Source organism: Mycobacterium sp. SA01 (assembly GCF_041287105.1).
Lineage (GTDB): Bacteria > Actinomycetota > Actinomycetes > Mycobacteriales > Mycobacteriaceae > Mycobacterium.
Map to the genome: position 1 here is coordinate 270,663 of NZ_JBGGNO010000022.1, position 13,854 is coordinate 284,516.

The 13,854-nt window shown below is 67.0% G+C and carries 9 protein-coding genes; 1 reads left to right on the forward strand and 8 read right to left on the reverse strand.

From position 1 onward, the window contains the following. Positions 1 to 21: 21 nt before the first annotated feature. The 5 genes from AB4879_RS27420 to AB4879_RS27440 all read right to left on the reverse strand — a co-directional run bounded on the left by AB4879_RS27420 (position 22) and on the right by AB4879_RS27440 (position 9,077). Positions 22 to 3,000, reverse strand: coding sequence for a bifunctional [glutamine synthetase] adenylyltransferase/[glutamine synthetase]-adenylyl-L-tyrosine phosphorylase (locus AB4879_RS27420; protein WP_370510085.1), 2,979 nt, complete (start codon positions 2,998 to 3,000; stop codon positions 22 to 24). A gap of 56 nt (positions 3,001 to 3,056) precedes the next feature. After that, on the reverse strand, positions 3,057 to 4,397 hold the full coding sequence (gene glnA / locus AB4879_RS27425; protein ID WP_102805496.1) for a type I glutamate--ammonia ligase: 1,341 nt from the start codon (positions 4,395 to 4,397) through the stop codon (positions 3,057 to 3,059). 58 nt (positions 4,398 to 4,455) lie between these two features. Continuing rightward, positions 4,456 to 5,997, reverse strand: coding sequence for an alpha/beta hydrolase (locus AB4879_RS27430; RefSeq protein WP_370510086.1), 1,542 nt, complete (start codon positions 5,995 to 5,997; stop codon positions 4,456 to 4,458). Positions 5,998 to 6,079: 82 nt separating this feature from the next. Then, positions 6,080 to 7,624 (reverse strand): alpha/beta hydrolase, encoded by a 1,545-nt coding sequence (locus AB4879_RS27435; protein WP_370510087.1) that lies wholly within the window; start codon positions 7,622 to 7,624, stop codon positions 6,080 to 6,082. Positions 7,625 to 7,682: 58 nt separating this feature from the next. Beyond that, positions 7,683 to 9,077 carry a wax ester/triacylglycerol synthase family O-acyltransferase gene (locus AB4879_RS27440; protein ID WP_370510246.1) on the reverse strand — a complete coding sequence of 465 codons (1,395 nt, stop codon included), beginning with the start codon at positions 9,075 to 9,077 and terminating at the stop codon, positions 7,683 to 7,685. Between the two features lie 173 nt (positions 9,078 to 9,250). Here AB4879_RS27440 and panB point away from each other — a divergent pair, with 173 nt between their 5' ends. Continuing rightward, positions 9,251 to 10,093, forward strand: a complete 843-nt coding sequence (panB, locus tag AB4879_RS27445) for a 3-methyl-2-oxobutanoate hydroxymethyltransferase (RefSeq protein ID WP_102805497.1) — start codon at positions 9,251 to 9,253, stop codon at positions 10,091 to 10,093. On the opposite strand, the gene AB4879_RS27450 is transcribed toward panB, so the two are convergent. The 3 genes from AB4879_RS27450 to AB4879_RS27460 form a co-directional block, all read right to left on the reverse strand. Next, positions 10,090 to 11,526 (reverse strand): NAD(P)/FAD-dependent oxidoreductase, encoded by a 1,437-nt coding sequence (locus tag AB4879_RS27450; protein WP_370510088.1) that lies wholly within the window; start codon positions 11,524 to 11,526, stop codon positions 10,090 to 10,092. The genes panB and AB4879_RS27450 overlap by 4 nt on opposite strands. Beyond that, positions 11,523 to 12,410 (reverse strand): DUF427 domain-containing protein, encoded by an 888-nt coding sequence (locus AB4879_RS27455; protein ID WP_370510089.1) that lies wholly within the window; start codon positions 12,408 to 12,410, stop codon positions 11,523 to 11,525. Before AB4879_RS27455 ends, AB4879_RS27450 begins: the two co-directional genes overlap by 4 nt. A 99-nt stretch (positions 12,411 to 12,509) precedes the next feature. Next, the gene (locus tag AB4879_RS27460) at positions 12,510 to 13,832 is read right to left on the reverse strand and encodes a TetR family transcriptional regulator (RefSeq protein ID WP_370510090.1); all 1,323 of its coding nucleotides are present in this window, start codon (positions 13,830 to 13,832) and stop codon (positions 12,510 to 12,512) included. Positions 13,833 to 13,854 lie beyond the last annotated feature (22 nt).

The following is a 13,854-nucleotide window of genomic DNA, read 5'->3' on the forward strand; positions in this document are numbered from 1 at the left end:
GACCCTTAATGTCCCAGACCCTTAACTTCCGAAGACCCTGAGCACCACGGCTTTTGCGCGCCGTGTCACCCGCAGGTAGTTGTCCAAGAACTCGCCGCCGTCATCGTTGTGCCAGCCCGCGGCCACCGCGACCGCGTTGAGCTGCCGCCCGGGCCCGGGCAGCTGGTCGGTCGGCTTGCCGCGGACCAGAACCAGCGCGTTGCGGGCAGCGGTCGCCGTCAACCAGGCCTGCCGCAACAGGTCGACGTCGTCCTCGCCAAGCAGTTCGGCGGCGCCGATCGCGTCCAGCGTCTCCAACGTCGAGGTGTTGTGCAGCGACGGCACCTCGTGGGCGTGGCGCAACTGGAGAAGCTGCACGGTCCATTCGACATCGGCAAGGCCACCGCGGCCGAGCTTGGTGTGGGTGTTGGGGTCGGCGCCCCGCGGCAGCCGTTCGGCGTCCACCCGCGCCTTGACCCGCCGAATCTCCTGCACCGCTTCGGCCGACACGCCGCCGGCCGGGTAACGCGTCTTGTCTGACATCAACACAAAGCGCAGTCCCAGATCCTGATCACCGGCGACCGGATGCGCACGCAGCAGCGCCTGGACCTCCCACGGCTGCGCCCACTGCTCGTAGTAAGCCTCATACGAGGACAGGGTGCGCACCAGCGGACCCTGACGCCCTTCCGGCCGGAGGTTGGTGTCGACCTCCAAAGGCGGGTCGGCGCTGGGAGTTCCGAGCAACGCGCGCACCTGCTCGGCGATCAGCACCGACCATTTGAGGGCACGGGACTCCTCGACCCCGGGACTGGGCTCGCAGACGAACATCACGTCGGCGTCGGAGCCGTAACCCAGCTCCCTGCCGCCGAGCCGGCCCATCCCGATCACCGCGATCTTGGCCGGCACCTCACCGCCGTCGCGGGTGTTCGCCCGGATCACCGCTTCGAGCGCCGACTGCAGCACCGCCACCCACACCGAGGTCAACGCCGCACAGACGTCGCGGACTTCGAGCATGCCGAGCAGATCGGCGGAGGCCACCCGCGCCAGCTCCCGGCGCCGTAGGGTGCGCGCCGCCGCGATCGCCCGCATCGGATCGACATGGCGGCCACTCGAGGCAACCAACGCCCGGCCGACAACCTCCGGGTCGACGTCGAGCAGCTTGGGACCGGAGGGGCCGTCGGCGTACTGCTGGATGACCTCCGGCGCCCGCATCAGCAGTTCCGGCACGTAGGCCGACGTGCCCAGCACCCGCATCAAGCGTTTGGCCACCGCGCTCTCGTCACGCAGAGTGGCCAGATACCAACGCTGTTCGGCCATCGCTTCGCTGATCCGCCGATAGGCCAGCAGCCCACGGTCCGGATCGGGGGTGTCCGACAGCCAGTCCAGCAGCCGCGGCAACAGCACCGACTGCACCCGGCCGCGTCGGCCGCTCTGGTTGACCAGCGCACTGAGGTGGGTCAACGCGGTCTGCGGGCCCTCGTATCCCAGGGCGGCCAGCTGCCGTTCGGCGGCCTCCGGGCTCAACCCCGCCGCAAGGCCTTCCACCGACGGACCCACCGATTCGAGCAGCGGCTGATAGAACAGCTTGGCGTGCAACCGCGACACCCGAACGTTCTGGCGTTTGAGCTCCTCGCGCAGCACGCCCAGCGAGTCGTGGGTGCCGTCGGGCCGGATATGGGCCGCCCGCGCCAGCCACCGCAGCGACTCCTCGTCGTCGGGCGGCGGCAGCGTATGAGTTCGCTTGAGGCGCTGCAATTGCAGTCGATGTTCGAGCAGCCGCAGGAATTCGTAGGATGCAGTCAGGTTGGCGGCATCATCGCGCCCGACATAGCCACCGGCCGCCAGCGCCGCCAGCGCGGGGACGGTCGAGGAGACGTGCAGCGACTCGTCGGTGCGTCCGTGCACCAATTGCAAGAGCTGGACCGCGAATTCGACGTCGCGCAGCCCGCCCGTCCCGAGCTTGATCTCGCGGTCGCGGAGGTCGGCAGGCACCAGCGCCTCCACCCGCCGGCGCATGGCCTGCACCTCGGGCACGAAATCCTCACGCTCGCAGGCGCTCCACACCATCGGCATGATCGCCGTCATGTACTGCTCCCCCAGCTCGGCGTCCCCGACCGCCGGGCGGGCTTTGAGCAGTGCCTGGAACTCCCAGGTCTTGGCCCATCGCTGGTAGTAGGCGAGGTGCGACTCCAGGGTCCGCACCAGGGCACCCTGCTTGCCTTCCGGACGCAGGCCGGCGTCGACCTCGAAGAAGGTGTCCGACGCCAGCCGGACCATCTCCCCCGCGACCCGAGTGCTCACCGAATCGGCGACCTCACCGACGAAGATGACATCGACGTCGCTGACGTAGTTCAGTTCGCGCGCACCGCATTTGCCCATCGCGATGACCGCGAGCCGCGGTGGCTCGGCACCTTCCTTGCACACCGTCGCGCTGGCCACCCTCAACGCCGCACCCATGGCGGCGTCGGCGATGTCGGCGAGATGTTCACCGATCGTGGAGAACGCCGGCACCGGCTCGTTCTCCACCGTCGAGGCCGTATCGAGGGCGGCCAGGACCAGCACCCGATCCCGGTACAGGACACGCAGCGCCGGCATGACCGTCATTGGTTCCGTGCCGAATTCGGCGATGCAGTCGTCGAACAGCCGCCGCAGCTCGGCAGGATCGGGCAGCGTGACGTCACCGGAGAGCAGATGCCACGACTGGGGATTGGCCACCAGATGATCACCCAGGGCCAGCGACGAGCCGATCACCGCGAACAACCGGCCGCGCAGACCGCGATCCTTCAGCAGCGCGTAATTGAGCTGTGGCCAGTCGTCATCCAGCGAATCGGCCAGCCGGACCATCGTCTGCAAGGCGGAGTCCGAGTCGGGTGCACGCGACAGCGACCACAACAGCTCGACATGGTCATCGGTGTCCCAGCCCAACCTGGCCAGGTCGGCAGCGGCGGAAGGCTCGACCAGACCGAGCCGGCCCACACTGGGTACGCGCGGGCGCGTCGTCGCTGGTTTGGCCACGTGCACGACGGTATCGCAACAGCGATTGCCGGCGTCGCGACGCTCCTACCCTCCGGAACGGCCTACAGCGACAGGTACGCCTTCAGCTCGTACGGCGTGACGTTGCTGCGGTACTCCTCCCACTCCGCGCGCTTGTTGCGCAGGAAGTAGTCGAAGACGTGCTCGCCCAACGCCTCGGCGACCAGCTCGGAGCTCTCCATCTCCTGCAGGGCGATGCCAAGGCTGGACGGCAGCTCGCGATAACCCATCGCGCGGCGCTCCTCAGGGGTCAGCGTCCACACGTTGTCCTCGGCCTGCGGCCCCAAGACGTAGTTCTTCTCGATACCGCGCAGCCCGGCCGCCAGCAGCACCGCGAACGCCAGATACGGGTTGCAGGCGGAGTCGGGGCTGCGTACCTCGATGCGCCGCGAGGACGCCTTGCTCGGGGTGTACATCGGCACCCGCACCAGCGCGGAACGGTTGGACGCGCCCCACGACGCCGCGGTCGGCGCCTCGCCACCGTGCACCAGCCGTTTGTAGGAGTTGACCCACTGGTTGGTGATCGCGCTGATCTCGCTGGCGTGCTCGAGGATCCCGGCGATGAACGACTTCGCGACGTCGGAGAGCTGCAGCGGATCGTCGGGACTGTGGAAGGCGTTGGTCTCACCCTCGAACAGGCTCATATGGGTGTGCATCGCCGAGCCCGGATATTCGGCGAACGGCTTGGGCATGAACGACGCCCGCACGCCCTCGCCGAGTGCCACCTCTTTGACGAGGTAGCGGAACGTCATCACGTTGTCGGCCATCGACAGCGCGTCGGCGTAGCGCAGGTCGATCTCCTGCTGGCCGGGCGCGCCCTCGTGGTGGCTGAATTCCACCGAGATGCCCATCTGCTCCAGCGCGTCGATGGCGTGGCGGCGGAAGTTCGGCGCCGAATCGTGCACGGCCTGGTCGAAGTAGCCGCCGTTGTCGGCGGGGACGGGCACCGAGCCGTCGTAGGGGCCGGGCTCGAGCAGGAAGAACTCGATCTCGGGGTGCACATAGCAGGAGAAGCCGAGGTCGCTGGCCTTGGCGAGCTGACGGCGCAGCACATGGCGGCTGTCGGCCCAGGACGGCGAGCCGTCGGGCATCGTGATGTCGCAGAACATCCGCGCCGAGTGATGCTGGCCCGCGCTCGTCGTCCACGGCAGCACCTGGAACGTCGACGGATCCGGGCGCGCGACGGTGTCGGATTCGAAGACCCGGGCGAAGCCCTCGATCGACGATCCGTCGAAGCCGATCCCCTCTTCGAATGCGCCTTCCAGCTCGGCGGGCGCGATCGCGACCGACTTGAGGAAACCGAGCACGTCGGTGAACCACAGCCGGACGAACCGGATATCGCGTTCCTCCAGCGTGCGCAGCACAAATTCCTTCTGGCGGTCCATGAATGCGAGCGTATGCAGCGGGTGTTAATTCCGTGTTACGGCGCTGCTGCAGTCGTCATCAACAGCGCAGATTGCCCGGCACCGTCTGGTCGACGAAGTAGTTCACGATCGCCGAGTCGACGCACAGGTTGCCGTTGAACACGGCGGTGTGCTGAGTGCCGTCGAAGGTGATCAACGGGGCGTTGAGTTCTCGGGCCAGGTTGACCCCGGCCTCGTACGGCGTGGCGGGGTCGTGCGTCGTGGAGACGACGACGACGCTGCCGGGCGGCGCGGGAGTGGCGGGATGCGGTGTCGAGGTGGGCGGCACCGGCCAGAACGCGCAGATGTCGCGGGGCGCCAGACCGGTGAACTGACCGTAGGCCTGGAACGGCGCCAGCTCGCGCGTGCGGCGGTCGATGTCGGCCCATGTCGCCGGATCGGTCGGAGTGGGGCTATCGACGCAGCGCACGGCGTTGAACGCGTCCTGCCCGTTGCTGTAGTGGCCGTACGGATCGCGGCCGTCGTATTCGTCGGCCAGCATCAGCAGATCACCGGCGTCGGTCTTGCGTTGCAGTCCCAACAGACCGCTGGTGAGGAATTTCCAGTACTGCGGGGTGTACAGCGCGTTGAAGGTACCGGTGATGGCGTCCTGATAGCTCAGGCCTCGCGGATCGGATGTCTTGGCCGGCTTGGTCACCAGCGGATCGATCAGCTGGTGATACCGGTCCACCCAGTGCGCCGGATCGGTGCCGAGCGGGCAGCCCGCCGATTTGGCGCAGTCGGCGGCGTAGTCGTTGAACGCCACCTGAAAGCCGGTCATCTGCTCGATGATCGAGTCGACCGTGTTCTGCGCGGGATCGATCGCCCCGTCGAGAACCATCGTGCGAACCCGGTCAGGGAACTTCTCCAGGTACGCGGTACCCAGCTCGGTGCCGTAGCTGAACCCGAGGTAGTTGATCCGGTCGTCGCCGAGGACCTGGCGAACGGTGTCCATATCCTTTGCGGCCGAGTCGGTTCCGACGCCGGCCAGGAATGCGGTGCCCATCTTGTCCGCGCATTCCTTGACGTAGTCGCGGTTGATCTGTTCGATCGCGGCAACCCCGGCGGGGCTGTAGTCGACCATCGGGTTCCTGCGCCAGGCGTCGAACTGGGCGTCTGTGCGGCAGCGCACGGACGGCGTCGAGTAGCCCACCCCGCGCGGGTCGAATCCGACGATGTCGAAGTGCTCGGCGATCGGGCTACCGGCCAACGCGAACGCCATCCCGGCGGCCGAGTCGACCGCCGAGGCGCCGGGTCCACCCGGGTTGACGAACAGCGCGCCGATGCGCTGGCCGCTGGCCGGGACCTTGATGACCGCCAACTGTGCTTGTGGCCCAGTGGGATCGGCGGCGGTGATCGGCACGGGCACGGCGGTGCACTGCGCAGTCGGGAGGTCCTGGGCGTTGTCGCCCAGGAAGCGCTGGCAGCTTCCCCACGTAACTTGTGGCGCTGTCGTCTGACCGGCTCCGGGGTTCGGGGCGGCAACAACCGGCGGGGCCATGACACCGGCCGCCAGTGAAACACAGAGTGAACCCAAGAACGCAGCCGAGCCGAGCCGGCTCGTGCGTCGCATGGCGATCATCGTCCCACGGCCGCGCGGTCGGTATGACCGCGAGCCGGTCACACTCCGATCTCAGATGCGGTCGAACAGCCGGTGATTCGCGTCAGCACGTGGCGCCGGGCGGGGGCAGCTTCAGGTCGACGAGGTAGGCGGCGGCGTAGTTGTCGACGCAGGTGTTGCCCTGGAAGACCACCGTGTGCTGAGTTCCGTTGAAGGTCAGCAGCGCTCCGCCGAGCTGCTTGGCCAGGTCGACTCCCGCCTGATACGGCGTCGCCGGATCGTTGGTCGTCGAAACCACCAGCACCGGGGGCAGCCCTGGCGCTTTGACCGCATGCGGCGTGCTGGTCGGCGGCACCGGCCAGAAGGCGCAGGTGCTCAGCGGGGCGTGCCCGGTGAAGTCGCCGTAGCTCATGAACGGCGCGACCTCGCGCATCTTCTTGTCTTCCGCGATCACCTTCTGCCGGTCGGTGATCGGCGGCTGGTCCACGCAGTTCACCGCGATACGCGCGTCGGTGGCGTTGGTGTAGTGGCCCCTGGCATCCCGGCGCATGTACATGTCGGCCAGCGCCAGCATGGTGTCGCCGCGGCCCTTGGTCATCTCGGTCAGGCCCTGGGTCAGGTGCCGCCACAGATTCGGCGAATAGAGCGCCATGATCGTGCCGATGATCGCGTCGCTGTAGCCCAGCCCGCGCGGGTCGGAGGTCGGCAGTGGCTTGTCCACCAACGGGTCGACCAGGCTGCGGTAGACGTCGACGGCCTTGTCGGCGTCGTTGCCCAACGGGCAACTCGGATCCTTCACGCAGTCGGCGGCATAGTCGTTGAAGGCCTGCTGGAATGCCGCGGCCTGATCGATGTCGGCCTGGATCGGGTCGGCGTTGGGATCGACGGCGCCGTCGAGGATCATCGCGCGCACCTTGTCCGGGTACGCCTCGGCGTACGCCGAGCCGATCCGGGTGCCATAGGAGTAGCCGAGATAGGTGAGCTTGTCGTCGCCGACGGCGGCACGCAACGCATCGAGATCCTTGGCGACATTGGCGGTGCCGACGTTCTCCAGGAAGTCCTTGCCCATCTTGTCGACGCAGCGCTGGACGAAGGCCTTGGTCTCGTTCTCGATGTGTTCAACGCCCTTGGGGCTGTAGTCGACCTGGGGATCGGCCCGGAGGCGATCGTTGTCGGCATCGGAGTTGCACCACAGCGCCGGGGTCGACGAGCCCACGCCGCGCGGGTCGAAGCCGACCATGTCGAAGCCCTGCCGTACCGAACTGGGCAGGTTCTCCACGATGCTGGATGCGGCCTCGATGCCGGACTCGCCCGGGCCGCCCGGGTTGATGATGAGCGAGCCGATCTTCTGGCCGGTCGCCGGGAAGCGGATCAGAGCCAGCGTCGCCACCGGGCCGTCCGGCTTGGCGTAGTCCACGGGCACGGCGATCTTGCCGCACTCGGCCCCGGCCGGGATCGGCAACGCGTTGCCGCCGCCGCCACCGGCCACCCGGCACGGGCCCCACTGCACGGGTTGCCCGATCTGCGGTCCGGCGAGCACGGCCATCCCCGACACCGTGGAGCTGCAGCCGGCACTCACGACGAGCGTGGCCACGGCGGGGAGCACCAGGGCGGCGCGGACAGCGCGTGATCTCCTGTCAAGCCTCATGGCAAACATGCTGCCATGCTCGGCGGGGGTGCCTTGCACACCGACCCGCCCGGGCAGCTCATCTGGTCGCGTCGAGCAGTTCCTTCATGCCGACGGCGAAGTCGTCGGCCAGGTCCCAGAGATCCGGTAGGAGCTCGGGGCAGCTGATCAATCCGACGTCGAGTTTGCCGTTGAGCGACATCACCGTGATGTTCAATCCGGAGCCGTGGAAGATCGGCCCCAGCGGATACATCGCGCTGACTTCGGCGCCGAGGAAGTACAGCGGAATCTGCGGGCCTGGCACGTTGGATACCACGAGGTTGTGCACCGGGCGGGACTCGGTCAAGCTGCTTCGGGCGTACACCCGCATCGCGATGCCGAAGACGGCCGGGCCGGCGAACTGGCTCCAGTCCTGCAGCAGGGTCGCCCCGATCGCCGAGCTGTGTTCCTTGGCGGTGGTGTTCGCCTCGGCGATGGCCTTCAGCCGTTCGGCCGGATCGGCGATGTGGGTCTCCAGCTTGGTGAACATGCCGGATACCTGGTTGCGGCCCGGCCGGTCCGAGCGGTCGTGCACCGACACCGGGACCATGGCCACCAGCGACGCCTCGGGAAGTTCGTCTCGGTCCAGCAGGTACTGCCGCAGCACCCCGGCGACCAGGGCCATCACCACATCGTTGACCTTGACCCCGAAGTGGTTCTTGACGGTCTTGATGTCCTCGAAGTCCAGTTCGGCGAACGCGACATTGCGATGGGCGGTGACACTGGCGTTGAACTTGGTCTGCGGTGCGGCGAACGGGGCCGCCATCGCCCGGCCGCCGACCGCGCGCTGCACGGTGTCGACGACGGTCGTGACCGTGGCGGGCAGCACCTTGGTGGCCAGCGTCAGGGGCCGGGTGGCGAACCGGCCCAGCCCGCCGAGCGCGATGCGCAGCTGGTTGGTGTCGCCGTGTCCGTCGACCGGGTCCGGCGGCGGGGCGTCGGGTTCGGTGCTGCACAGCTGCGACATCAGATTGGCACCGGTAACCCCGTCGACCGCGGCATGGTGGACCTTCGTGAGCACGGCGAGCCGTCCGCCGTTGCGGGCGTCGGTACCGCCGACACCCTCGATGACCCAGGTCTCCCACAGCGGGTGGCGGCGATCCAGCGGCAGCGAGGCCAGATGGCCGCAGATCTCGCCCAGCTCGACCCGGCCGCCGGGTGCGGGCAGGCCGATGCGGTGCAGATGGCGGTCGATATCGAAGTGCTCGTCTTCCACCCACACCGGATGGTCGAGATTGAGGAAGCTGTTGGCGAGTCGTTCGCGGAAACTCGGAATTGCCTTGACCCGCAAGGCCAATTCGTCGCGAAGTCGCTCGAAGCTGTAACCGCCGGGGATCGTGGACGCGTCGAGCTCCAGGATCGAACACACATGCAGGGGCTGTGAGGGGGTTTCGAGATAGAGGAAGCTGGCATCGAGGCCGCTGAGTCGCTGCAGGTGTTGCACCATGCCCGCGATCGTATGCCGGGGCAGCGAGAACAGGTGTGAGAAAGTCCACTTCACTGTTCGTTCACCTTTGTGTGCGGTGGTGGCACACTGGAGGGCGTCAAGCGAACCCGGGGACCCGGATGGGCCTCGAGGATCGGCAAAGACGATCACTAGGGACAAAGATGTCTGAACAGACTGTCTACGGCGGCGCTTCCTCGTCGCCTGTTTCGCGTACCAAGGTCCGTACTCACCACCTGCTGAAGTGGAAGTCCGAAGGTCACAAGTGGGCGATGCTCACCGTCTATGACTACTCCACTGCCCGCGCCTTTGACGAAGCCGGCATCCCCGTGCTGCTGGTCGGCGATTCCGCGGCCAACGTCGTCTACGGCTACGACACCACCGTGCAGGTTTCGGTCGACGAGTTGATCCCGCTGGTTCGGGGCGTCGTCCGCGGCGCGGAGCATGCGCTCGTCGTGGCTGATCTGCCGTTCGGCAGCTATGAGGAAGGCCCCACCCAGGCCCTGCGCACCGCGACCCGCTTCATGAAGGAGACGGGTGCCCACGCGGTGAAGCTCGAGGGCGGCGAGCGGGTCGCCGAGCAGATCGCGACCTTGAGCGCCGCGGGCATCCCGGTGGTCGCGCACATCGGGTTCACCCCGCAGAGCGTCAACGGGCTGGGCGGGTTTCGCGTCCAGGGCCGCGGCGACGCCGCCGAGCAGACCATTCACGACGCGATCGCGGTCCAGGAGGCCGGTGCCATCGCCGTGGTGATGGAGATGGTGCCCGCCGAGCTGGCCACCCAGATCACCGGCAAGCTGACGATCCCGACCATCGGCATCGGCGCCGGGCCCAACTGCGATGCCCAGGTGCTGGTCTGGCAGGACATGGCCGGACTCACCAGCGGCAAGACAGCCAAGTTCGTCAAGCGATTCGGTGATGTCGGCGGCGAATTACGCCGCGCGGCAACGCAATACGCCGAAGAAGTGGCGACAGGTGCGTTCCCGGCCGAGGAGCACAGCTTCTAGCTGTCTCGATCCCGGTATGCCTCGAGCAACCGCAGCCAGAGCTCGCTGACGGTCGGAAAACACGGTACTGCGTGCCACAGTCGGTCGATCCGAACCTCCCCCACAACAGCGACCGTGGCTGCGTGCAGCAGCTCCCCAACCCCTGGCCCGACCATGGTGACACCGAGTGGAATGCCGCGGCTGTCGTCGACGACCATCCGAGCCCTGCCGCGATAGCCGTCCGCGTAGAGCTTGGCTCCCATCACCACGTCGCCGATCTCGATGTCGACCACGGACACGTGATGACCGGCGGCGCGGGCTTGTTGCTCGGTCATTCCGACCGAGCCGGCTTCAGGATCGGTGAAGAACGTCTGCGGGACTGCCCTCGTGTCGGCGGTTGCGACATGCGGGCTCCACGCGCTGATCTCCACTTCACCTGATCGAGCCCGAGTGGAAATCACCGCCGCCGCTATTCGGGCTTGGTACTTGCCTTGATGGGTCAGCAGAGCGCGATGATTCGCATCGCCTGCGGCATAGAGCCAGTCGCCCTCGACACCGGTGACCGTCAGCGCATCGTCGGTGTCCAGCCAGGTTCCCGGCACCAACCCGACAGTCTCGAGGCCCATGTCATCGGTCAGCGGCCTGCGACCCGTCGCGAACATCACGTCGTCGACTTCGACCGTTGAGCCGTCGTCGAGATCGACGGCGATCCCGGCTGAAGCGTCACGGCGGAGGCGTTGAACATTCACCCCGGTGCGCACCTCGACGCCGGCGTCACTCAGTCCTCGTTCGATGGCTTCTGCGACGAAGGGCTCCATACCGGCGAGGATGCGAGAGCGCACGAGCAGCGTGACGGATGAGCCCAGACCTTGCCAGGCGGTGGCCATCTCGACCGCGACCCCACCCCCACCGACAATGGCAAGACGACGCGGCACCTCGCTCGAGTCGGTGGCCTCCCGGTTGGTCCAGGGATGAACATCGTCCAACCCGGGTAGATCGGGTATCGCAGCTCCACTGCCACTACTGATCACCACGGCATGGCGAGCGGTCAGCGACACGCTATCCCCGGCCTGCGACGTCACCGTGACGCGGCGGACCCCGTCAAGGCGGCCGTGTCCACGAAACAGATCCGCTCCCATGCCGACCACTGTGTCTGCCTGTCCACTGTCGTCCCAGTCACTGACATAGCGGTCCCGCCGGCCGAAGACGCCGCGCGCGTCGAGCAGTCCGGTCACCGCTTCGCGTGCCCCGTCCACCCGCCGAGTGTCGGCGAGCGCCAGCACGGGACGGAGCAAGGCCTTGCTCGGCACACATCCCCAGTACGAGCACTCGCCACCGACGAGTTCCTGCTCAACGACCGCCACGGTCAAACCCGCTGCGCGACAACGGTCGGCGGCGGTCTGGCCGACCGGACCGGCGCCGATTACGACAACGTCGTACACCTTCTCGGTCATGATGGGTACTCCGTTCGCGCCGTGGCGTCGACCAATAATTCGTCCGGGTCGAGTCCCCGGTCGACGCCGTGGGGTAGAACGGTCTGCCCTGGTTCCAGCCGCAATGTGCGACCGTCGATCTCGACGTCGATCTTGTCCGGCTCGAACGAGACCAGGTTGCGCACGGCACCGACTTCCGGCCAGGCGTCGATGTACGACCAGGCGGCGCGGGTTCGCTCGGCGACGGAGTAGTAACTGGCCAACCCCTTGTACGGACAGAATGTTTGGCCGTCGGCCGGGATGAGCGTCGACTCGTCGATATCGGCGCGGGGTACGTACCAGCGAGGCGCGAAGCCCGACTCGTAGAGCACTGCGGGCCGGCGGGTGTCGGCAACGACGCGATCGCCGTCGCGCACCACGAGGTGCCGCGATGTTGATCTGATGTCAATCCGGTGATAGGGATCGGCTGCATGCCCGACGATGCGATCTTGCTCTTCGTAGAACGCATCCATCGCCCGCCACGCGAAAGCGATTCGGCCGTCCAACACACGTGCATGCTCCGGCAGCGCGGTATGGCACCAGGCAGCCCGGCGGGTGCTGCGGCCCTTCGCCGTCACCGCGAACCATCTGGTCAGCCCGAGATCGCGGTGCTCAGTGGAGTGTTCCTCGACCGTAAGCCCTGCCGACTCGACGGCATCGCGCGGGAAGTAGGCCACCGGGTAGCGACCTGGTTCGTGCAGCAGCACGACGTCTTCACTGTCGGCGATCCAGAGGTCGCCGAAGCGCACTCTCATGCGGCGGCGCAGCGGTTCCGCGAACAGCAGTCGTTCGGGTAGCGGCTGCGCGGTCAGAAAATGACCGACGGCCCCGGCCGCCAACGGCCCTTGTTGCCACGCCAAACCCATGATGCACACCTTTCGGGGCAGTGAAGCTAAAGTGGGCTGTTTGTCCCATTATTATGGGCCGCATAGCCCATAAGTGTCCAGTGCGTTCGGCGGGCGGGGTTACGGCGCGCGGTTGGCCGGCCGGACCGCGAATGCCCGAACGTAGTCGACGGCGGCATTGACATTGACACGCAATGGTTCTGGGTCGCCAGTCACGTGCGTGAGCATTGCTCCACCCTGGTGAGCGATCACCAGACTCGCCGCGAGGTGTCGCGGAGAAGCTTCGGCAGCAAGTTCGCCGCGGTCGCGCATTGCGGTCAGACCCGCGAGGAAAAGACCGATCCACTCGTCGTATCCGGCGGCGAGATCGGCACGAATCCCGTCATCGGACTCGATCAGTTCACCAGCCAGTGAGCCATACACGCAGCCGCCCAGCCGATACACCGTGTCGATGTCTGCGATACATGCGTCGGCCCACTTCTGCAGATCGCCGACGCAGTCGAACAAACCGAACTTGGGGTCGGTGTGATAACCGCGCACCTGCTGGCGACGCGAGGCGATGACCTCCCGGGTGAGGTCACGCTTGTCCCGAAAGTAGTGCGACATCTGCGATCCGCTGACACCCGCTGACGTCCGCACGTCTTCGATGCTCGTTCCGCTCGCACCGCGCTGAAACATCAAGTCGGCCGTGGTGTCGATGATGCGGGCCCGGGTCTCGAGTCCTTTGCGGGTGAACCGCTGGTCGACGTTCTGTCCGCCGTCCGTGGACGCGGGGCGGCGGACACGTCGCGAAGGACGGGGCGTGCGCTGGGCGGGGTCGGTGGCATAAGCGCGAATCCGATTGACCGCGAAGCGAAGTCCGTCGGCCAGCGGCCACTCCTGGCGATAGGTGAATGCCATCGCACCGCTGCCCTGGTGCGTCGCCACCAAGATCACGGCCAGTTGATGCGGGTCGGCCGTGGCGGTCAGGATCCTGCGGTCCTTCATCTGCTGAATAGCCTTCTCGAAGAAGGCGATCCAGGCCCGATAGCCGTCAGCCAGAGTAGCGCGCGTCTCCGCGTCGGACTTCGCCAGCTGCGCTGCCAGCGCGTGATAGGTCGGCGTGCCGGCATAACCGATGCGACGTAAATACCGCAGGTTGAGATCGATCCAGGTTTCGAAATCATCGAGTGACTCCAGGCAGCGCAGCTTGGGCTGGCGATGGAAGTCCAGCACCACCTCGATCTGTTTGGCCAACACCGCGGCGATCAGCGCGCGTTTGTCGGCGAAGTAATGGGCGAGCTGTGACCCGCTGACCGAAGCGACACGGCGGAGAGTCTCGTTGTTCAGGGCCGACAGACCCTCGTCGAGGATGATGGCGGCTGCGGCCGCGACAATCCTGTCCCGGGTCGCCCTACCCCGCACGGTGAAGCGCCGATCGTCGTCGGGCGCCGGCGGAGACATCGGCCCAGATTACGGCAGTTTT

Bases quoted from the DNA above. Each gene is read 5' to 3' on its own strand.
- AB4879_RS27430 (WP_370510086.1), bottom strand. From the start codon at position 5,997: ATGATCGCCATGCGACGCACGAGCCGGCTCGGCTCGGCTGCGTTCTTG.
- AB4879_RS27450 (WP_370510088.1), bottom strand. From the start codon at position 11,526: ATGACCGAGAAGGTGTACGACGTTGTCGTAATCGGCGCCGGTCCGGTC.
- AB4879_RS27435 (WP_370510087.1), bottom strand. From the start codon at position 7,624: ATGAGGCTTGACAGGAGATCACGCGCTGTCCGCGCCGCCCTGGTGCTC.
- glnA (WP_102805496.1), bottom strand. From the start codon at position 4,397: ATGGACCGCCAGAAGGAATTTGTGCTGCGCACGCTGGAGGAACGCGAT.
- AB4879_RS27460 (WP_370510090.1), bottom strand. From the start codon at position 13,832: ATGTCTCCGCCGGCGCCCGACGACGATCGGCGCTTCACCGTGCGGGGT.
- AB4879_RS27455 (WP_370510089.1), bottom strand. From the start codon at position 12,410: ATGGGTTTGGCGTGGCAACAAGGGCCGTTGGCGGCCGGGGCCGTCGGT.
- panB (WP_102805497.1), top strand. From the start codon at position 9,251: ATGTCTGAACAGACTGTCTACGGCGGCGCTTCCTCGTCGCCTGTTTCG.